General features: G+C 70.0%; 13 protein-coding genes. 7 read left to right on the top strand and 6 right to left on the bottom strand.

From position 1 onward, the window contains the following. Positions 1-147 precede the first annotated feature (147 nt). On the bottom strand, positions 148-363 hold the full coding sequence (locus ABAZ39_RS12525) for a succinate dehydrogenase assembly factor 4 (RefSeq protein ID WP_038531434.1): 216 nt from the start codon (positions 361-363) through the stop codon (positions 148-150). 155 nt (positions 364-518) lie between these two features. Here ABAZ39_RS12525 and htpX point away from each other — a divergent pair, with 155 nt between their 5' ends. The 6 genes from htpX to purH all read left to right on the top strand — a co-directional run bounded on the left by htpX (position 519) and on the right by purH (position 8,210). Then, positions 519-1,409 carry a zinc metalloprotease HtpX gene (gene htpX / locus ABAZ39_RS12520; RefSeq protein ID WP_038529798.1) on the top strand — a complete coding sequence of 297 codons (891 nt, stop codon included), beginning with the start codon at positions 519-521 and terminating at the stop codon, positions 1,407-1,409. Positions 1,410-1,502: 93 nt separating this feature from the next. Beyond that, the gene (locus ABAZ39_RS12515; RefSeq protein WP_038529796.1) at positions 1,503-2,435 is read left to right on the top strand and encodes an exopolyphosphatase; all 933 of its coding nucleotides are present in this window, start codon (positions 1,503-1,505) and stop codon (positions 2,433-2,435) included. A gap of 8 nt (positions 2,436-2,443) precedes the next feature. Next, positions 2,444-3,205: a hypothetical protein gene (locus ABAZ39_RS12510; protein ID WP_051657990.1), complete on the top strand. Its 762-nt coding sequence runs from the start codon at positions 2,444-2,446 to the stop codon at positions 3,203-3,205. Between the two features lie 86 nt (positions 3,206-3,291). After that, entirely contained in the window at positions 3,292-4,608 is a 1,317-nt protein-coding gene (locus tag ABAZ39_RS12505) for an RsmB/NOP family class I SAM-dependent RNA methyltransferase (protein WP_038529794.1), read from the top strand. 148 nt (positions 4,609-4,756) lie between these two features. Continuing rightward, on the top strand, positions 4,757-6,388 hold the full coding sequence (locus ABAZ39_RS12500; protein WP_103040417.1) for a heparinase II/III family protein: 1,632 nt from the start codon (positions 4,757-4,759) through the stop codon (positions 6,386-6,388). 217 nt (positions 6,389-6,605) lie between these two features. Beyond that, the gene (gene purH, locus ABAZ39_RS12495; protein WP_038529789.1) at positions 6,606-8,210 is read left to right on the top strand and encodes a bifunctional phosphoribosylaminoimidazolecarboxamide formyltransferase/IMP cyclohydrolase; all 1,605 of its coding nucleotides are present in this window, start codon (positions 6,606-6,608) and stop codon (positions 8,208-8,210) included. Between the two features lie 144 nt (positions 8,211-8,354). On the opposite strand, the gene ABAZ39_RS12490 is transcribed toward purH, so the two are convergent. The 5 genes from ABAZ39_RS12490 to ABAZ39_RS12470 all read right to left on the bottom strand — a co-directional run bounded on the left by ABAZ39_RS12490 (position 8,355) and on the right by ABAZ39_RS12470 (position 17,848). After that, positions 8,355-8,621, bottom strand: coding sequence for a hypothetical protein (locus ABAZ39_RS12490; protein WP_038529786.1), 267 nt, complete (start codon positions 8,619-8,621; stop codon positions 8,355-8,357). An 81-nt stretch (positions 8,622-8,702) separates the two neighbouring features. Continuing rightward, entirely contained in the window at positions 8,703-10,013 is a 1,311-nt protein-coding gene (locus tag ABAZ39_RS12485; protein WP_038529784.1) for an MFS transporter, read from the bottom strand. A 78-nt stretch (positions 10,014-10,091) separates the two neighbouring features. After that, entirely contained in the window at positions 10,092-11,099 is a 1,008-nt protein-coding gene (locus ABAZ39_RS32995) for a hypothetical protein (RefSeq protein ID WP_051657989.1), read from the bottom strand. 129 nt (positions 11,100-11,228) lie between these two features. After that, entirely contained in the window at positions 11,229-12,863 is a 1,635-nt protein-coding gene (locus tag ABAZ39_RS12475) for a tetratricopeptide repeat protein (protein WP_038529783.1), read from the bottom strand. Between the two features lie 128 nt (positions 12,864-12,991). Then, a complete protein-coding gene (locus ABAZ39_RS12470; RefSeq protein ID WP_038529780.1) occupies positions 12,992-17,848 on the bottom strand; it encodes an NAD-glutamate dehydrogenase in 4,857 nt (1,618 codons plus the stop codon). Between the two features lie 218 nt (positions 17,849-18,066). On the opposite strand from ABAZ39_RS12470, the gene ABAZ39_RS12465 reads away from it, so the two are divergent. Beyond that, on the top strand, positions 18,067-19,734 hold the full coding sequence (locus ABAZ39_RS12465) for an HD domain-containing phosphohydrolase (RefSeq protein ID WP_038529778.1): 1,668 nt from the start codon (positions 18,067-18,069) through the stop codon (positions 19,732-19,734). Positions 19,735-19,921: the final 187 nt, after the last annotated feature.

Raw genomic sequence — 19,921 nt, 5'->3', positions numbered from 1 at the left:
GGCACCGGTTCGCGAAAGGGCGAACCGGTCACAGAGTAACGCGCGAACAGGAGCGCATCAAGCACAACCTAGGTATTCTATCCTGGTTGCTTATGTATTCAATTTCAACGCAGGGGTGTTCAGGCAATCGGTCCTAGAGGCATCGGCTTAGAAGTCCGAGCAGCGGCCCTTGAACTCCCAATCGCCGAAGCGGGTCGGCTCCGGTCCTTGCGGACCACCGATCTCGCCGGGCATCTGCTCGGGTCCCTTCGCCCCCTCTCCGGCCTTGGCGTCCGGGATTCGGGCCTCGTCCGCTTTCGTCGCCGGGGAGGCGGGGTTCGCAACGTCTTCCGGTGCCGGGCCGGTGGTCTTCGTCTCGGTCATGGCCGTCCTCTGGGATCGGGTGCGGTGCTTGGCCATCTTGAACGATGCCTTCCGCCAAGCCCATATCACCAGACAGGCCCGGCGGAAAGCCCCGCCGGGGCCGTCTCGTCCAACCAACAGTGAAACCGTCCAGAAGATTGCCCGGAAACACCGCCATGACCAGCTATGTGAAGACCACCATCCTCCTCGCCGGCCTGACCGCCCTGTTCATGGGCATCGGCTATCTGATCGGCGGCAAGGGCGGCATGATGATCGCCTTCTTCATGGCGCTGGGCATGAACCTGTTCAGCTACTGGAACTCCGGCGACATGGTGCTGTCCATGTACGGCGCGCGGGAGGTCGACGCCTACACCGCCCCCGAGTATTACGGCATCGTCCAGCAGCTGGCCGAGCGCGCCGGCCTGCCGATGCCGCGCGTCTACATCATGGAGAACGACCAGCCCAACGCCTTCGCCACCGGGCGCAACCCGGAGAACGCCGCGGTCGCCGCCACCACCGGCCTGCTGCGCCTGCTGAGCCCGGAGGAGATCGCCGGCGTCATGGCCCATGAACTGGCCCATGTGAAGAACCGCGACACGCTGATCATGACGATCACCGCGACCATCGCGGGCGCCATTTCCATGCTCGCCAACTTCGGCATGTTCTTCGGCGCGTCGCAGGGCAACAGCCAGAACGGGCAGGGCGGCAACCCTCTGGGGCTGATCGGCGGCATCCTGGTTGCCGTCCTGGCCCCCTTCGCCGCGATGATCGTCCAGATGGCGATCAGCCGCACCCGCGAGTACGAGGCCGACCGCATCGGCGCGGAGATCTGCGGGCGCCCGCTGTGGCTGGCCGACGCGCTGACCCGCATCCACAACTACGCCCACCAGATCCCCAATTACGCGGCGGAATCCAACCCGGCCACGGCGCATCTGTTCATCGCCAACCCGCTGCACGGGCGCAGCCTCGACAGCCTGTTCTCCACCCATCCGAACATGGAGGAACGGGTCCGCCGCCTGCGCGGCATGGCCGGCCCCTCCTTCATGCCGCGCAGCCCCTGGGGGTGAGCGGAGACGGCTCGGTTCGCGGTTGCACGCCGAAAGACGTACGTCTACCTTCCCTCCGCTTGCCGATTGTGGAGCGCTCAGGGGGAAAACCGCATGTCCGACGTCACGAAATACCGCCTCGTCACCCGGTCCGATTTCGACGGGCTGGTCTGCGCCGTGCTCCTGAAGGAGCTGGGCATCCTCGACGAGATCAAGTTCGTGCATCCCAAGGACATGCAGGACGGCAAGGTCGAGATTTCCGACCGCGACATCACCACCAATCTGCCCTATGTGCCTGGCGTCCATCTCGCCTTCGACCACCATCTGTCGGAGACGATCCGCGTCGGCAAGCGCGACAACCACATCATCGAGGCCGACGCCCCCTCCGCCGCCCGCGTCGTCTACAATTACTACGGCGGCAAGGAGCGCTTCCCGACCATCTCCGACGCGATGATGGCCGCGGTCGATCAGGCCGACTCCGCCCAGTACGGCATTGAGGACATCCTGAAGCCGCAGGGTTGGGCGCTGCTGAACTTCATCATGGACGCGCGGACCGGCCTCGGCCGCTTCCGCGATTTCCGCATCTCCAACTATCAGCTGATGATGGAGCTGATCGACTATTGCCGCAGCCACGGCATCGACGAGATCCTCGCCCTGCCCGACGTGAAGGAGCGGGTGGACCTCTACACCGAGCATGAGGCGAAGTTCTCCAACCAGCTCGCCCGCTGCAGCACGATCCGCGGCAACGTCGTGGTCATCGACCTGCGGCGGGAGGAAACCATCTACGCCGGCAACCGCTTCATGATCTACGCGATGTATCCGGAAGCGAACGTGTCGATCCACGTCCTGTGGGGTCTGAAGCAGCAGAACACGGTGCTGGCCTGCGGCAAGTCGATCATCAACCGCAGCTCCAAGACCAACATCGGCCCGCTGATGCTGGAATACGGCGGTGGCGGGCACGAGGCGGCGGGCACCTGCCAGGTGGACAACGACAAGGCCGAAGCGGTGCTGGAGGAGATCGTCGGGCGCATGCGCGCCGACGGCTGACGGGAATCGTGCCGGACCTGTTTCTCGACAAGACCCCGCTGTTCGAGGCGCGGTGGCTGAGCGTTTCCACCGCCACCAGCCGGGATGACGTGCTCCTGCGCATCGCCGAGGCCGAACGCCGTGCCGAGGCGGCGCTGGAGCAACTCGGACGGACGCTGACCCAGGGCGGAATTCCGGCATCCGGTGCGGTGGACCGCGACCGGCGCATCGACGCCCTGCTGGCGCTGGAGACGCGCGGCATCCCGGCGTCCGGCACCGCGGCGGACGGGGCGGTGGAGCGAGTCATGATGGAGGTCGGCTTCCGCAAGCGCGACCTGATGCCCCGCTTCCACGAGCTGGCCGAGCATTGCCGCGCCATCCACCGCCGCGCGCTGGCCGTTGCGCGGGACGCCCGCTGGGCGCTGATGCTGGAGCGCGCCACCACCGACCCCGGGGGGCCGTCCAGCCCCATCCAGGGCACGGGGACCTGCTACGTCAAGAGCGACCGCTACGACGCCCGCGCCGCGCGCAGCCTGCCGCCGGACGACCGCGTCCGCGCCGACCGCTTCCTCAAGCGGCTGGGCGAGGACCCGGTGCCGCCGGAGCTGGAGCTGAGCCCGCTTGAGGGGGCAGGGCTGGAGAGGACGGCGCTGTGGGGGATGAAGGCCGGCAACGGCAACCGCTTCATCCTGCGTCGGGGCGAGCTGCGGGGCGTCGCCTGCTTCTTCGTCGAGGACGTCGGCCCCTATCCCGACTACGAAGGCGGACGGCGGGGCGCGCTCGCCCGCTGAGGCCCCTGCCGAGAAGAGTCCGAATCCGTTCGGCCCCGCGCTGCGGCTACTCGACACCCGCCGTCCGGCGCGCTACATCCAGCGGCATGTCCGACGCCTCCCTTGCCGCGCGCTCCGCCGCGCTCGACCTTCTGCGCGATGTGCTGCGCAAGTCCATCCCCTTCGACGATGCGTTCGACGCGCATCCGGAGTTGCGCGGGCTCGACCCGCGCGACCGCGGCTTCGTGCGGCTGCTGACCGCCACCGTGCTGCGCCGGCTCGGCCAGATCGACGCGCTGATCCAGGGCAGCCTCGCCAAGCCGGGCCTGCCCAAGGCCACCGTGCACGACATCCTGCGGCTGGGCGCGGCCCAGCTCGTCTTCCTCGGCACGCCCGCCCACGCCGCCGTCGACACGGCGGTGGAGCTGGCCGCGGCCAAGGGGGCCGAACCCTACAAGGGCCTGATCAACGCCGTCCTGCGCCGCATCGGCCGCGAGGGGGCGGAACTGGCCGCCCAGCAGGACGCCGGGCGCCTGAACACGCCGGACTGGCTGTGGCTGGCCTGGCGGCAGGCCTACGGCATCGGCCGCACCCGCGGCATCGTCGAGGCGCACCTGCACGAGGCGCCGCTGGACATCACCGTCAAGGCCGACCCCGCGGCCTGGGCGGATCGGCTGGAGGCCAGGCTGCTGCCCACCGGCACGCTGCGCCGCGCCGCCGGCGGCAACCTGACGGAGCTGCCGGGCTTCGCCGAGGGCGCCTGGTGGGTGCAGGACCTCGCCGCCTCGCTGCCGGCCAAGCTGTTCGGCGATCTGGCGGGCAAGCGCGTCTACGACCTGTGCGCGGCGCCCGGCGGCAAGACCGCGCAGCTCGTCGCGCAGGGCGCGCTGGTGACGGCGGTCGACCGCTCCGCCAAGCGGCTGGAGCGGGTGCGGGAGAATCTGGCCCGCCTCAACCTGTCGGCGGAGGTGCTGGCGACCGACGCCGCCACCTGGACCCCCGACCAGCCGGCCGACGCGGTGCTGCTCGACGCCCCCTGCTCGGCGACTGGGGCGATCCGCCGCCATCCCGACATCCTGCGCGTCAAGACGCCGGAGGACATCGGCAAGCTGGCCAAGGCGCAGAGCCGCCTGCTGGCCCACGCCGTCGATTTGGTGAAGCCGGGCGGCACGCTGGTCTACTGCACCTGCTCCATCCAGCCGGAGGAGGGCGAGGCGCAGATCGACCGCATCCTGGCCCGCGACAAGCGGGTCGAGCGCCTGCCCATCACACCGGTTGATCTGGGTGGCGGCCATGCGGGGGATGGCAATTTGGCCGAGTTGATCAACGAGCGTGGTGAGGTACGATCCCTGCCGGGCATGCTCGGGGACCTCGGCGGCATCGACGGGTTCTTCGTGGCACGGCTGCGACGGTTGCACGATTAGGGCACCACCGGCTTGCGGGGGTCGAGGCGAATTTGATACGACAACAGGATGCATCCCCCCGATCGCCCGAATGCCTTCAGCGAAGCGCCGGCCATCGCCTCCCCCTGCCGTGTGACGGGGTGAGCCGATGAGCGCCGGGCGTGGGAAAATGGGCCGCTTGCGGGACGGCGTCGCGCAGATCGCCTTCGGCAACCCGATCTACAAGCTGACCTTGGGCGGCCGCGCGCCGACCGCCCTGTCCGCCGTGCCGCCGGACCCCTGGCCGGGCGACGCCGGGGACGGCTCGGCGATCCTGGCCGGCGTCTTCCGCTTCGGCGGGCAGGCCGCGGCGGCCGACGCCCACGGCGCGCCGAACTGGCGGGCCGGCAGCGCCGTCTGGCAGGACGCCCTGCACGGCTTCGAATGGCTGCGGGACCTGCGCGCGGTCGGCGGCGACACGGCGCGGCGGCGCGCCCGCGCGCTGGTGCTGTCCTGGCTGGACAACAACGGAAGCTGGAACGCCCAGACCTGGGCGCCGGAGGTGCTGGGCGCCCGCATCGCCGCCTGGATCGGCCTGCACGACTTCTACTGCGCCTCCGCCGACGACGAGTTCCGCGCCGCGGTCTTCGACAGCCTCGCCCGGCAGGTCAAGCATCTGACCCGCGTGGTGCCCGGCGCGCTGGACGGCAAGGCGCTGGTCACCGCGGCCAAGGGCCTCGTCTATGGCGGCTTCTGCCTGCCGGAGCATGAGCGGATCGGCCAGGACGCGCTGAAGCTGCTGGAGCGGGAATTGCCGCGCCAGATCCTGCCGGACGGCGGCCATATCGAGCGCTGCCCCTCGGTGCAGCTGCGCATCCTGCGCGACCTGATCGACATGCGGTCGGTCCTGCGCACCGCCCGCGCCGACGTGCCGGAGGCGCTGCAACACGCCATCGACCGCATGACCCCGGCCTTGCGCTTCTTCCGCCATGGCGACGGTGGCCTCGCCCTGTTCAACGGCGGGCGGGAGGAGGATGCGGCGCTGGTCGACACGGTGCTGGCCCAGGCCGACGCTCGCGGGCGCCCGCTGAAGAGCGCGCCGCACACCGGCTTCGAACGGCTGATCGCCGGGCGGACCATGGTGCTGATGGACACCGGCGTGCCGCCGGTCACCGGGCTGGACGCCACCGCCCACGCCGGCACGCTGTCGCTGGAGATGTCCGTCGGCAAGGAACGGCTGATCGTCAATTGCGGCGCCCATCCGGTGAAGACCGGCCCCTGGCGCGCCGCGCTGGCCGGCACCGCCGCCCATTCCACCGTCGTGCTGGCCGAGACCAACTCGTCGGAGGTGATCGAGGCGGGCGGGCTGGGCCGCCGCCCCTCCCATGTCGGCTGCGAGCGGCAGGAGAACGACGGGGCGGTGCTGGTCGTCGCCACCCACAACGGCTACAGCCGCAACTTCGGTTACCTGCATCGCCGCCGCGTCTATCTGGCGGAGAACGGCGAGGACCTGCGTGGCGAGGACATGCTGGAGCCGGTGATCGGCGCCACGCCGGAGCCGCGGCCCTTCACCATCCGCTTCCACCTGCACCCCGCGGTCCAGGCGAGCCTTGTCCAGGGCGGGCAGGTCCAGCTGAAACTGCCGAGCGGGGCCGCTTGGCGGCTTCGCGCGTCGGGCGCCACGCTGGAACTGGAGGAGAGCATTTATCTGGGCAGCGGCGACGAGCCGCGGCGGACCACCCAGATCGCCGTCTCCGGACATACCGGCCCCGCCATCAAGACGGTGAAATGGGCCTTGCGCCGCGAGCGCAAGGGGGGGTAAACCGCGCGCATCCGCGGCGGACAGGCCGTGGGAATACGGATCGGTGCCTGTTTCGAGAGTCTGTGGAGTGTTCGCCCTGCGACCGTGATCCCCGCCCGGGCGGGGGTGACGAAGCGGGGTGTTTCGCTTTTCCGTCTTTCCGGGTCCCGTCTTCTCAGGCCCCGTCTTCCCATGCCCGGTTCGCCGCAGCCGGTTCCATGACAGCCAGGATGCCCCGATGAGCCCGCCGAACGTCGCCCACTCGCCCGCCCCCGATCTCGTCCGCATCACGCGCGCGCTGATCTCCGTGTCCGACAAGACGGGCCTCGTCGCGCTCGGTCAGGCGCTGGCGGCCAAGGGCGTGGAAATCCTGTCCACCGGCGGCTCCGCCCAGCGGCTGGCCGAGGCCGGCATTCCGGTGAAGGAGGTCTCCGACCACACCGGCTTCCCGGAGATCATGGACGGGCGCGTCAAGACGCTGCACCCGCGCGTTCACGGCGGCATCCTGGCCCGCCGCGACATCCACGCCGAGGCGATGACCACCCACGACATTCCGCCGATCGACCTCGTGGTGGTGAACCTCTACCCGTTCGAGGCGACGGTGTCGAAGGGGGCCGATTACGCCAACTGCGTGGAGAACATCGACATCGGCGGCCCGGCGATGATCCGCGCCGCGGCCAAGAACCACGACTTCGTCACCGTCGTCACCGACCCCGAGGATTACGAGGCGGTTCTGGACGAGCTGGCGACCCATGACGGCGCCGTCACGCTGACGCTCCGCCGCACGCTGGCCCAGCGCGCCTACGCCCGCACGGCGTCCTACGACGCGGCCATCTCCTCCTGGCTGGCCGGCCAGCTCGGAGAGACCTTCCCGCCGCGCACCACCCTGTCGGGCAAGCTCAGCCAGACCCTGCGCTACGGCGAGAACCCGCACCAGCAGGCGGCCTTCTACGTCACCGGCGAGCAGCGTCCGGGTGTGGCGACGGCCATCCAGCTCCAGGGCAAGGAGCTGTCCTACAACAACCTGAACGACACCGACGCCGCCTTCGAGCTGGTTGCCGAGTTCGAGCGCCCGGCCGTCGCCATCATCAAGCACGCCAACCCCTGCGGCGTGGCCGAGGGGGCGAACCTGCTGGACGCCTACAAGCAGGCCCTGCTGTGCGATCCGGTCAGTGCCTTTGGCGGCATCATCGCCGTCAACCGCCCGCTGGACGCCGCCACGGCGGAGGAGATTTCCAAGCTGTTCGCCGAGGTGGTGATCGCCCCGGACGCCGATGACGCGGCCCGCGCCCTGCTCGCCACCAAGAAGAACCTGCGCGTCCTGCTGACCAAGGACGTGCCGAACCCGGCCGAGCCGGGGATGATGGTGAAGCAGTTGTCCGGCGGCTTCCTGCTGCAGAACCGCGACAACGGCCGCATCACGCTGGACGACCTGAAGGTGGTGACCAAGCGCGCCCCGACGGAGCAGGAACTGGCCGACCTGCTCTTCGCCTTCCGCGTCGCCAAGCATGTGAAGTCGAACGCCATCGTCTACGCCAAGAACGGCGCCACGGTGGGCGTCGGCGCCGGCCAGATGAGCCGTGTCGACTCGGCGCGCATTGCCGCCATCAAGTCGGCGGAGGCCGCCAAGGCCGCCGGCCTGTCGGAGCCGCTGACCAAGGGGTCGGTGGTCGCCTCGGACGCCTTCTTCCCCTTCGCGGACGGCCTGCTGGCCGCGGCGGAAGCCGGCGTGACGGCGGTGATCCAGCCCGGCGGCTCGATCCGCGACAACGACGTCATCGCCGCCGCCGATGAGAAGGGGCTGGCGATGGTGCTGACGGGGATGCGCCACTTCCGGCACTGAGCATCTGCGTTCGCGAGCTTTTGCCCCCTCCCTAACCCTCCCGTCCCGTCCGTCCGGACCGGACCGGACCCGACCCGACCAGGGAGGGGACCAACCCCCTCCACCGCGGAGTGGGGGAGGGCCGGGGAGGGGGCAATGCACTTTCTACCCCCGCCGCGCCCCCATCAGCCGCGCCAGCAAGGCGGCGGCTTCGGTTTGCGGCGTTTTTCCGTCCGCACCGTCTTCCGGCTTCAGGCGCCCGGTCGCCGCCATGGCGATCAGCATCGCCGGATGCATCGCGGGATGATGGGGCGCGGGATGATGCCCCGGCGGGTGCCCCGTCGAATCGTCTTCCCCACGCGCCGCGGCGTGGTCGCGGGCCAGCGCCTCGTTGATGTGCGCGAAGGCCTCGATGTCCTTGATGTGCAACATGTCCGTTCCGCCCTCCGCGCAAAATTCGTTGTGCGTCGCAGCAAAAGGCAAGTTAGCAGCTTCCGCTGAGTGAATCCGCCGTCATGCCGCGGCGGACTGTCGCACCGTATTCGCATCGCCCGGTGCCGGCTCCCGAACCGCCAGCATAAGCCCAAAACCGATGACGAAGAAAGCCACAACGCTCGCCATGCCGGCCCGCTGGCTCTCGAACAGCGCGGTCGCCAGCCCGAAGGCGAGCGGCCCGACGAAGCCGGCCATGCGGCCGGTCAGGCTGTAAAGCCCGAACATCTCGCCCACCATGCCCGGCGGGGCCAACCGCGCCATCATCGATCGCCCGGCCGCCTGCGCCGGCCCGAAGAAGGCGCCCAGCCCCAGGGCCAGCACCCAGAACCACGCCTTCTCCGTCGCCAGCAGCAGCGGCACGCCGAAGGCGGTCAGGCCGATCAGGCTGACCAGGATGGTCGGCTTGGCCCCCATCCGGTCGTCCACCCAGGCGAAGCCGATGGCGCCGACGCCGGCCACCACGTTCAGCGCGATGGCGAAGAGCAGGATCTCCTCGAAGCTCATGCCGAAGGCGTGGGCGGCGAAGATGCCGCCGAAGGCGGTGATGGTGTTGATGCCGTCGCGGTAGATCGCGCTGGCGATCAGGAAGCGCAGCGTGTTGCGGTATTTGCGCGTCTCCGCCAGCGTCCGGCGCAGCGTCGCCATGCCCTCCCGCGCCGCCTGACGGATGCCGAGGCCGGTCGCCGGCACGTCCGGAACGAACAGGAAGAAGGGCAGGGCGAACAGCCCGTACCAGGCGGCGGCGAGCAGGGCGGTGGCGCGCACCGGCGCCTGCTCCGCCGTGTCGAGCAGGCCGAACAGCGGGGCGGGGGACTTCACGAAGACGAACAGGGCGACCACCAGACAGGCCAGTCCGCCGAAATAGCCGATGCCCCAGCCCCAGCCGGAAATCCGCCCGAGCATCCGCGGCGGCGCCAGCGCGGTCAGGCTGGCGTTGTAGAAGACGTTCGCCAATTCGAAGGCGACGGTGCCGATGACCACGCAGACCAGGGCGAACAGCGCGTGGGACGGGTCGGGCTTCACCCACCACAGAGCGGCGCAGAAGACCACGGTCAGAGCGGTGAACAGCGCCATCCACGGCTTGCGCCGCCCCGTCCGGTCGGCCACCGCGCCCAGCACGGGGCTGAGCAGGGCGATCAGCAGCCCGGCGACGGTCAGCGCCGCGCTCCAGCGCGAGGCGCCCGCCACCTCATCCCCGACCACGCCGCGGGCGAAATAGACCGAGAAGATGAAGGTCGTGATGATGGTGTTGTACGACGAGTTCGCCCAGTCGTAGAGGCACCAGGACGCGATGGCACGGCGGCTCGGCGCCTCGGCGGTGTGGGGCATGCTGAAGGATCGGCCGTCTGTTGTCCGGGATGGCCCACTCTAGGCAAAGCGGCCGGGAATGCCAACCCGGGGACAGAGCTACGCCGGTTTGGCGGAGTCCGCCGCCGGCGTGGTGGCTTTCGCCAGCGCGATGCCCTGGGCGATGCCTTGCGCCACGTTTCGGGCGGCGGTGGCGTCCAGTTGGGACTCGAAGCCCTTGAACCACGCCTGTGTCTTCAACTCGTCCGGTGTCTTGGGGATGTGCCGCAGCGGGTCGGACTGCGACCGGTCCATCGCCTGCTTGATCAGGGTCGCGAGCGGGTTGTCGCTGTCGAGCTTTTCCGGTTCATCGCCCTTCTCCCTCGTGTGGATTTCGTAGGACACCTGCGCCGACGCCCGGCGTGTCGCCCATTCGGTCGAGGTCTTCTCCTCGGGGCCGACGGCGTCCAGGAAGGTGAGGTTCGCCTTCATCCTCGCGGCCTCGTCGCCGCGGAACGGATCGGTGAAGCTGGCCTCCTGGCTGATCGGGCCGTTGTAGAGGCCCATGGCCAGCCCTTCCTGCTGCGCCATGATCGATTGGGCGATGTCCTGCTCCTGCTTGGAGAATTGGCCGCCGGCGTTGCTGCGGACCGCCTCCAGCGAGCGGCGGTCGAGATCGCCCATCAGGGAGTACCAGTCCCGGCCCTCGAAGCTGTCGAAGTCGAAGGGCTTGCCGCTCGCCTTCATGGCCTCGTACTGCGCGTCCATGCGGGCGCGGGCGTCCTTGGCGATGTCCGGCCCGCTCAGGCCCGCCGAACTGGACACCGCGCCCGGATCGGACACCGCCTTGGCCAGCGCCGTGGCGGGTTTGCCGTCGCGCGTCGGGAAATAGGCGGTGTAGGGCCCGGCCGCACCGCTTGCGGTCTTGCCGGCCTTGGAGACGGTGGTGGTGGCCATGAAGGCCTGGGCTTCGACGGACAGGGTGACGAAGACGGACGAACCGCCGGAGGTCGACGCCGCTTGGCCGGCGGCGGTCTTCGCAGAGGTGCCCTTGTCGGTTCCCAACACGGTCAAGGCCGCCTTGAGACTGAAGCCGGACGCCTGCGCGTTCGTCGCCGTGATCGACATCGAGGACCCTCCCGGCCATCCAGGCGGGCGTCCTGCCGCTGCCGCCAATCGTTGACAGCAGCCTACAGCGTTCAGGCTCGGGTTGTCAAAAACCGGTCGTTGCGTCCCCTGCGGCGAAGGAGCGCCGCCTCAACCGCCCACGCCGAACGAAATCTGGTTGTTGTCGTAGCGGGCGACGATGGTCAGCCGGTCGCCGGGGCGCACGCGGATCGGCGTCTCCAGATAGGTCATCGCCTGCTTCCAGTGGTTCGTCCGCGCCCGGCTTTCGGAGCGGTAGGTGACCTCCTCGTCCATATGAAGGTCGAACCAGAAGGCCACGCCGTGGCAGGTGCCCTCCGCCGTGATCTCCACGGCGATCTCGCGACCGCCCTCCTCCGGCATGTTGCGGGTGAAGTCGAAATCGAGCGCGGTGAAGGCGGCCGACAGCGGCGTGTGGGTTTCGGCGCCGAGGTCGATCTGCTGGTAGCCGGGGGAGCGGAATACGTCGAAGGTCGACATGTCGAAGCCGCCGATGCGCTTCACCGGGTTGATGCGGGCCAGCTCCGGCGTTTCCACCAGCATGGCGTAGACGGTGGAGGCGCGCGGGATGATCGCGCCGCCGGGCTTCACCAGATGGGTGCGGGCGTGCTGCAGCACCGACAGCATGCGCGGCGCCAGCATGCCGATGTTGATGAGTTCCGACACGAAGACGTCGGCCTTCTCCGGCAGGTCGCCGCCCGCGCCCACCGACAGGCGGGTGGACAGCTTCGGCACCACGTCGATGCGGTCGGCGTAGCCGTTGTTGGCGACGGTCTCGCGGGCGATGCGGGCGAGGATCGGGTTCACCTCGCAGGTCACCACCTTCCGCGCCCCGGCGCGCGCGGCCATCATGGCGACGATGCCCGAGCCGGTGCCGATCTCCAGGACCAGCGAGTCCGGGGTCACCGCGCGCTTCAGCGCCGCCTCGTAGGCGTCGTTGCGCTCGAAGTCGTTGATCATCGGCAGGTGCCAGCCGGGGACGGCGTTGGAATAGATCAGCCGGCGGGTGAACTGCACCAGCGGGTGGTCCGGCGCGATGGCGCGGGCGGCCTCGATGGCCTCCACCGCCTCGTTGGCGCGGTCGAGGCTCTGCAGCGTGTGGGCGAGGCCGACATGGGCGGGGACGAAGCGGGGCGCCGCCGCGATCACCACGCGGAAGGCCTCCTCCGCCTCCTCCAGGGCGCCGCGCGTGCTCAGCGCCTCGGCGAGGTTGTAGCGGGCCTCCAGATACTCCGGCGCCCGTTCCAGCGCGGCGCGGAAGGCGGCCTCCGCCTCGTCCAGCCGGCCCAGCTCGCGCAGGGTGGTGCCCAGGAAATTGTGCATCTCCGGCGCGTCGCCGCGCAGCGCCAGGGCGGCGCGGAAGGCGCCCTCGGCGTCCTCCAGCCGGCCCAGCGCCTTCAGCGCGTTGCCCAGGTTGCCGTGAAGCTCCGGTAGGCGGTCGTTGAGGGCGATGCCGGCGCGGAACGCCTCTTCCGCCTCCGCGGCGCGGCCAAGCTGGAAGAGCAGGCTGCCGCGGCTGTTGTGGAAGGACGGGTCCTTGCCGTCCTCGGCGATGGCGTGCGTGAAGAGGTCGAGCGCGCCGTCGGGATGGCCGGTGTGGGCGGCGACGACGCCCAGCAGGTGCAGGGCCTGCGCGTTGTGCGGGTCGGTCGCCAGGATCGCCCGGCAGGCCGCCTCCGCCCCGCCCAGATCGTTCGTCCGCAGCAGGCGGATGGCGTCGTTCAGGGTCGGCTGGGGGTCGGTCATCGCGGCGGCTCCGGTTGGGCGGACATTCCTTGGAATGGCCGCACCATAGCCGGAAAGCGGGCGGGACGCATGGGAAACCCTCGTCCGGACCCGCCCGAAGGGGGCCGGACGAGGGGTTTTCACGCCCTTTACCCCGCCGTCAGGCCGCGGAGCTGCCGGTTCGCCACCGCCAGCATCGACAGGTCGACGTTGGGCTGGGTGCGCAGCTCGGACAGCAGCTGCTCCACCCGCTCCACCACCGGGCGGCGGTGGGCGATCCAGGCCTCCACGGGGGCTTCCGCGGGAAGCTGGTCCACCGCCTCCAGGACGCGGGTGGTCAGCGCGGTCTGGTGGGCGAACAGGTCGTCCACCAGGGCGGCCACCGCCTGCTTCTGCCAATGGTTCTCCGCCTTCGCCGCGGCGGCCTTGTCGCGCAGCCATTCCAGGCCGAAGCGGCGGCCCAGCATGAAGTAGACCGCGGCGACGTCCGCGACTCCGCGCCCGGTGCGCCCGGCGATGCGGACGAGGTCGGGGGCGGCGGCCAGGACCGGCAGCGCCGCCATGCGGCGGGCCAGCTCGGCGGGAACGCCCTGCTCCTGGTAGGAGGCAACGCGGGCGGTCAGGCGGGCCGTCTCCTCGGCGTCCAGCACGTTGTCGAGACCGGCCAGAAGCGTCTCGATGCCGGGCCGGAAGGCCTCCGTCTCGCGGGCGATGTCCAGCGGCTGCTGGCAGCTCGCCAGGAACCAGGCGGCGGCACGCTCCATGTGGCGGACCGTCTCCAGGATCATGCTGGTCTGGAGCGCGGCCGGGACGACGGTGTCGAGGTCCTCGATCCCCGTCCACAGCGAGCGCAGGCCGAAGGCGTCGCGCACGATGGTGTAGGCGCGGGCGACGTCCGCCGGCCCCATGCCGGTCTTCTCCATCATCTCCTTGACGAAGGTCGGGCCGGTGCGGTTGACGAGGCTGTTGGTGACGCTGGTCGCGATGATCTCCCGCCGCAGCCGGTGCCGCCCCACCGCCTCCGCGTGGGCCTTGCGCAGCGGTTTGGGGAAGTAGCGGGTGAGGTCGTCGGCCATGAAGGGATCGTCCGGCAGGTCCGACGCCAGCAGATCGTCGTAGAGCGTGATCTTGGCGTAGGCCAGCAGCACGGCCAGCTCGGGCCGGGTCAGCCCTTCGCGGTTGGCCATGCGGGCGGACAGCTCCTCCTCGTCGGGCAGATACTCGATGGCGCGGTTGAGCCGCCCCGCCTTCTCCAGCGAGCGGATCAGCCGGGCCTGCGCCTCCAGCGCGTCGGGACCCTGGGCGCGGGCGACGGTCAGGGCTTGGCTCTGCAAGTAGTTGTCGGCCAGCACCAGACCGGCCACCTCGTCGGTCATGGCGGCGAGCAGCTGGTCGCGCTGCTTCAGCGTCATGTCGCCGCGGACGACCACGTCGTTCAGCAGGATCTTGATGTTCACCTCATGGTCGGAGGTGTCGACGCCCGCCGAATTGTCGATGGCGTCGGTGTTCAGCCGCACCCCGTGCTGCGCCGCCTCGATGCGGCCGCGCTGGGTGACGCCCAGGTTGGCGCCCTCCCCGATCACCTTGGCCCGCACGTCGCGCCCGTCGATGCGCAGCGCGTCGTTGGCCTTGTCGCCGACCTCGGCGTTGGTCTCCTCCGCCGCCTTCAGGTAGGTGCCGATGCCGCCGAACCACAGCAGGTCCACCTCGGCCTTCAGCAGGGTCTGCATCAGCTCCAGCGGGGTGACGTGGTCCTTGGCGATGCCGAAGCGCTGGCGGATTTCCGGCGTCAGCTCCAGCGACTTGGCCGAGCGGTCGAAGACGCGGCCGCCCGCGGAGAGCAGCGACGCGTCGTAGTCCGCCCAGGAGGAGCGTGGCAGGTCGAACAGACGCTGCCGCTCCTCCCAGCTCCGCGCGGCGTCGGGGTCGGGATCGATGAAGATGTGCCGGTGGTCGAAGGCGGCGAGCAGGCGGATGTGCTTCGACAGCAGCATGCCGTTGCCGAACACGTCGCCCGACATGTCGCCGACGCCGACGACGGTGAAGTCCTGCGTCTGGGTGTCGTGCCCCAGCTCGCGGAAATGACGCTTCACCGATTCCCAGGCGCCGCGGGCGGTGATGCCCATCTTCTTGTGGTCGTAGCCGGCGGAGCCGCCCGACGCGAAGGCGTCGCCCAGCCAGAAGCCGTGGTCCACCGACACCGAGTTGGCGATGTCGGAGAAGGTCGCCGTGCCCTTATCGGCGGCGACCACCAGATAGGGGTCGTCCTCGTCGTGGCGGACCACTTCGGGCGGCGGCACCACCGCGCCGCCGGCGTCGAGGTTGTCGGTGATGTCGAGCAGGCCGCGCATCAGCGTCTTGTAGCACTCGATGCCTTCGGCCAGCTGAGCCTCGCGCCCGGCGGACGGCGGCGGCGGACGCTTGACCACGAAGCCGCCCTTGGAGCCGACCGGGACGATGACGGTGTTCTTGACCATCTGGGCCTTCATCAGGCCGAGGATCTCCGTGCGGAAATCCTCGCGGCGGTCGGACCAGCGGATGCCGCCGCGCGCCACCTTGCCGCCGCGCAGATGGACGCCCTCCATCCGCGGGCTGTAGACGAACACCTCGACCATCGGGCGGGGCAGCGGCAGGTCGTCGATGTGGCGGCTGTCGATCTTGAAGGAGAGGTAGGTCTTCGGCCGTCCGTCCGCGCCGTTCTGATAGGCGTTGGTGCGCAGCGTGTTGCACAGCAGGTTGAGGAAGCGCCGCAGGATGCGGTCCTCGTCGAGGTTCTTTACCCCGTCGAGGGCGCGTTCGATCTCCGCGGCCAGCCCCGGATCGTTCTGCGAACGGCGGGCCGGGTCGAAGCGGCTGTGGAACAGGGCGACCAGCTTGCGCGCGATGGCCGGATGGCCGGCCAGCGTGCTTTCCACCACGTCCTGCCCATAGGGGATGCGGGCCTGGCGCAGATACTTGGCGTAGGCGCGCAGCACCGTCACCTCCCGCGCGGTCAGGCCGGCGCGAAGGACGAGGCGGTTGAAGCCGTCGTCCTCCATCCGGCCGTCCCAGACGGCGGCGAGGGCGTCCTGGAACTTCTCCTTCACCATCGCGCAGTCGATGGGCAGCCCGTTCTGCGAGCGCGCGGTGAAGTCGTGGATCCACACCGGGGCGGCGTGGCCGGCGATGGCGATCTCGAAGGGCGCCTCGGTGATCACCTTCAGGTCCATGTGCTCCAGCATGGGCAGCACGTCGGACAGCGGCACCGGGCGGCCTTCGTGGTAGATCTTGACGTGCAGCTCGTCCCCTTCCGCCTCCAGCGGGCGGTAGAGGTTGATGCCCAGCGTGCCCTGGGCCGTCGCCTTCTCGATCCGCTCGATGTCGAAGACCGCGGCCTCGGCGTTGAACTCCTCGCGGTAGGCGGTGGGGAAGGCGTCGGCGTAGCGGCGGAACAGGGTGCGCCCCTGCTCCTCGCCGTGGGCCTCGACCAGCGCGTCGCGCAGATGGTCGTCCCAGCCGCGCGACGCCTGGACCAGCCGCGCCTCCAGGTCGGTGGCGTCGACGGTGGGCACGCGCCCCGGCTCGGTCCGGATGATGAAATGCAGGCGGGCCAGCACGCTTTCGGTCAGCTGCGTGGTGAAGCCGGTGCAGGTGCCGTCGTAGGCGGCCTCCAGGATGGACTGGATGCGTCGGCGCAGCGTGGTGTCGTAGCGGTCGCGCGGCACGTAGACGAGGCAGGAGGCGAAGCGCTCGAACGGGTCCTTGCGCACGAACAGGGCCAGCCGCTGGCGTTCCTGCAGGTGCAGGATGCCGACGGCGATGTCCAGCAGCTCCGGCACCTGGATCTGGAACAGCTCGTCGCGCGGGTAGGTCTCCAGGATGTGCAGCAGCGCCTTGCCGTCATGGCCCTGCGGGTCGAAGCCGGCCAGCTCCATCACCTCGGCGACCTTGCGGCGGAGGTAGGGGATCTCGCGCGGGCTGCGGTTGTAGGCGACGGAGGTGAAGAGGCCGGCGACCAGCCGCTCGCCGATGATCCGCCCCTCGGCGTCGAAGCGCTTGATGAGGAAGGCGTCCATCGGCACCGCGCGGTGCACGGGGGAGGGGCGGTTGCCCTTGGTCACCATCAGGACGCGCGGGTTGCGCAGGAAGTCGCGCACGTCGGGCGGCAGGGTGGCGTAGTTGCGCAGCCCGTCGAAGACGGTGACGGAGTCGTCGCGCAGGATGCCCAGGCCGCTGCCGGCGACCAGCCCCAGCGAGGAGTCCGCGCCGTCGGCGCCGCTCTCGAAGCGGTACTCGCGGTAGCCGAGGAAGGTGAAATGGTCGTCGTCGGCCCAGGAGAGGAAGGCCTTGGCCTCGTCCACCTCGTCGTCGGGGATGATGGCCGGGACGGCGGCGCGGGCGCAGTCGGCCTCCAGGATGGCGGCGCGCACCTGCTGGCGCATGGCCCGCCAGTCGGCGACGGCGGCGCGCACGTCGGCCAGCACGCGCTCCAGCCCCTCGCGGGCCTGATCCAGAGCGGCGGCGCCGGTGACCGCGCCGACCTCGACATGCATGAAGGATTCGGGGGCGGCGTCGGTGGGGGCCGCCGCGGGCTCGTACAGCTCCACGAGCTGGCCGTCGGCGTCGCGCTTGACCCGCACCACGGGGTGGATGACCAGATGGACGGTCAGTCCCTGGCGGTTCAGCTCCGCGGTCACCGAGTCGACAAGGAAGGGCATGTCGTCGTTGACGATCTCCACCACCGTGCGGTGGGACTGCCAGCCATGCTCCTCGACCCGGGGATTGTAGACGCGGACCTTGGCGCGGTCGGTCGCCTCGCGCTGCTGGCCCCATTGCCACATGGCGAGCGCCGCTCCGTAGAGCTGCTCCGCCGGAGCCTGGATGATGTCGTCGGGCGGGACGTTGTCGTAGAACTGCCGTACGAAGCGCTCCGCCGGTGCCGCGCGGCTGCGGCCCAGCCGCTCGCGAACCTGCCGCACGACCTCTTCGGTCAGCTCGTCCTTGAGCTGTTCGGCCCTGAGAGCCATCGCTCCAATCCTTCCCTGATTTTTGCGGCGGTTTGCCGCCGTTGTAGGCAGAGGGTAGCCGATTTGCCGCGACAGGCAACAGGCGGAGGGGCGTAACCGGAAGAGGCGGTTATTACGGAGAAGCCCTTCGTGTCCAAACCGATGAAAGTTGAATGAATCAGGAAGTGGGCGTATTTTTTGTGCAGGCGCGCGCACCGCGCGCAACCATCGAGACGGTTATGCCCCACGACGACGCCCGCCCGCCGGAGGCCACCCCGGTTCCGCCCGCCAAGCCCCGCCTGCACGTTCTCGTGGTCGACCCCGATCCGGCGTTGGCCGGGCTGACGCGCGCCGCGCTCGACGGCTTCGCGCTGGACGGGGCGCCGGTGACGGTGCTGACCGCCGCCACCGCCGCCGAGGCGCGCGAGGCGCTGTACCGCAACCCCGGCACCGCCGCCGTCCTGCTGGAGCCGGTGCTGGACCCCGCGGCGGACGGGGTGCCCGAAGGGCTCGGCCTCATCGACCACATCCGCAAGGATCTGGGGAACAGCCGCGTCCGCATCCTGGTCTGCACCGCCCACCCCGAGCGGGCGCCGGAGGAGGAGGTGGTGGAGGGCCATGACGTCAGCGACTACCGCCTGAAAGACGGGCTGACGGCGCGCACGCTGCGCACCGCGGTGGTCCCGCGGCTGCGCGCCTTCCTCAACCTGCAGACCCAGGCGGCCGGGCGCAAGGCGCTGGCCCGCATGCTGGTGGCGACCACCGGCCTGCTGGAGATGCGCACCCCGGACGTGCTGTTCCCCAATATCCTGCCGCGCGTCGTCGGGCTGCTGGGCATCGGGCGGCACGCCCTGCTGTGCATCCAGGGCGATACGCTGCCGCGCGACCGCCGCATCCGCGTGCGCGCCTCCACCGGGCGCTTCGCCAAGTGGAAGGACGTGGACGTCACCGAGCTGGGCGAGCCAAACGTGGCCGCCGCGCTGGAGCGGCTGAGCCCGAGTTCCGAGACCATCGTGGAGCCGGGCTATTGCGCCCTGCGGCTGCGCGCCCATGGCGGGATCATCGGCATGATCTACGTCGAGGGCCACAACAACGAGGGCACCGCGCGCGAGTGGCAACTGCTGGAGCTGTTCCGCAACAAATGCTCCATCGCCTTCGAGAACGCCCTGCTGTTCGAGGAGCTGAACACCGCCCAGAAGGCCACCGTCCTGGCCATGGGGTCGCTCGCCGAATACAAGGACAACGCCGCCGCCGGCCATCTCCAGCGCATCGAGCGGCTGGTCGGCGACATCGCCCACGAGCTGCGCGTCCACGGACGTTTCGCCGACGAGCTGGACGAGGAGCTGGCGGAGAAGGTCGGGCTGGCCGCCCTGCTGCACGACGTCGGCATGCTGAGCGTGTCGGACGAGACGCTGGGCATTCCCGGCGAGCTGGCGAACAACGACATGGCCGCCATCCAGCGCCACACGCTGATCGGCCACCGCATCCTCAGCGAGGCGGCGCTGCCCCTGCGCGGGCGCAGCCTGCTGTCGATCGCCGCGGAGATCGCCCGCTACCACCACGAGCGCTACGACGGGTCGGGCTACATGGAAGGGCTGCGCGGCGGGGCGATCCCGGTGTCGGCGCGGATCATGGCCGTGGCCGACGTGTTCGACGCCCTCATCACCGACCGCCAGTACCGCAAGGCCTGGGGGGTGGAGCACGCCATTACCTGGATCGCCGAGCGGGCGGGCAAGGACTTCGACCCGCTGGTGGTCGAGGCGTTCCTGACGGTGGTCCGCCGCATCCAGGCCGAGGAGCCGGACTGGTTCCCCAGGCCGGAGGGCGGCAACCAGGGCCTGCTGGTGGCGGCGATCGGGCGCAAGCTGCGCGGCCTGTTCGGCAACCGCGCCGAACCGATCAACTGATCCCCGTCTCCGTATGACGGAACCGGACCGAACGGCCTTTCCCAAGTGGAAGGGCCGTTTCGCCGTCGCCCTGCGCTGATGCCAGACGGTGCGACGCTGTGTCCAATGCTCTCATTATGGTTGCGCCATAAATACTATAGTGTACAAAAAATCGTGTTACTATGAATTGTGCAACCGATGCCGCGGG

Origin of the sequence: Azospirillum argentinense, from assembly GCF_000632475.1 — a bacterium.
GTDB lineage: Bacteria > Pseudomonadota > Alphaproteobacteria > Azospirillales > Azospirillaceae > Azospirillum > Azospirillum baldaniorum.
The sequence above is the reverse complement of the archived record's forward strand: the minus strand, read 5'-3'. Positions and strand labels throughout refer to the sequence as shown.

Coding starts and splice junctions, on each gene's coding strand:
- ABAZ39_RS12525 (WP_038531434.1), bottom strand. CDS start 363: ATGACCGAGACGAAGACCACCGGCCCGGCACCGGAAGACGTTGCGAAC.
- htpX (WP_038529798.1), top strand. CDS start 519: ATGACCAGCTATGTGAAGACCACCATCCTCCTCGCCGGCCTGACCGCC.
- ABAZ39_RS12515 (WP_038529796.1), top strand. CDS start 1,503: ATGTCCGACGTCACGAAATACCGCCTCGTCACCCGGTCCGATTTCGAC.
- ABAZ39_RS12505 (WP_038529794.1), top strand. CDS start 3,292: ATGTCCGACGCCTCCCTTGCCGCGCGCTCCGCCGCGCTCGACCTTCTG.
- ABAZ39_RS12500 (WP_103040417.1), top strand. CDS start 4,757: ATGGGCCGCTTGCGGGACGGCGTCGCGCAGATCGCCTTCGGCAACCCG.
- purH (WP_038529789.1), top strand. CDS start 6,606: ATGAGCCCGCCGAACGTCGCCCACTCGCCCGCCCCCGATCTCGTCCGC.
- ABAZ39_RS12490 (WP_038529786.1), bottom strand. CDS start 8,621: ATGTTGCACATCAAGGACATCGAGGCCTTCGCGCACATCAACGAGGCG.
- ABAZ39_RS12485 (WP_038529784.1), bottom strand. CDS start 10,013: ATGCCCCACACCGCCGAGGCGCCGAGCCGCCGTGCCATCGCGTCCTGG.
- ABAZ39_RS32995 (WP_051657989.1), bottom strand. CDS start 11,099: ATGTCGATCACGGCGACGAACGCGCAGGCGTCCGGCTTCAGTCTCAAG.
- ABAZ39_RS12475 (WP_038529783.1), bottom strand. CDS start 12,863: ATGACCGACCCCCAGCCGACCCTGAACGACGCCATCCGCCTGCTGCGG.
- ABAZ39_RS12470 (WP_038529780.1), bottom strand. CDS start 17,848: ATGGCTCTCAGGGCCGAACAGCTCAAGGACGAGCTGACCGAAGAGGTC.
- ABAZ39_RS12465 (WP_038529778.1), top strand. CDS start 18,067: ATGCCCCACGACGACGCCCGCCCGCCGGAGGCCACCCCGGTTCCGCCC.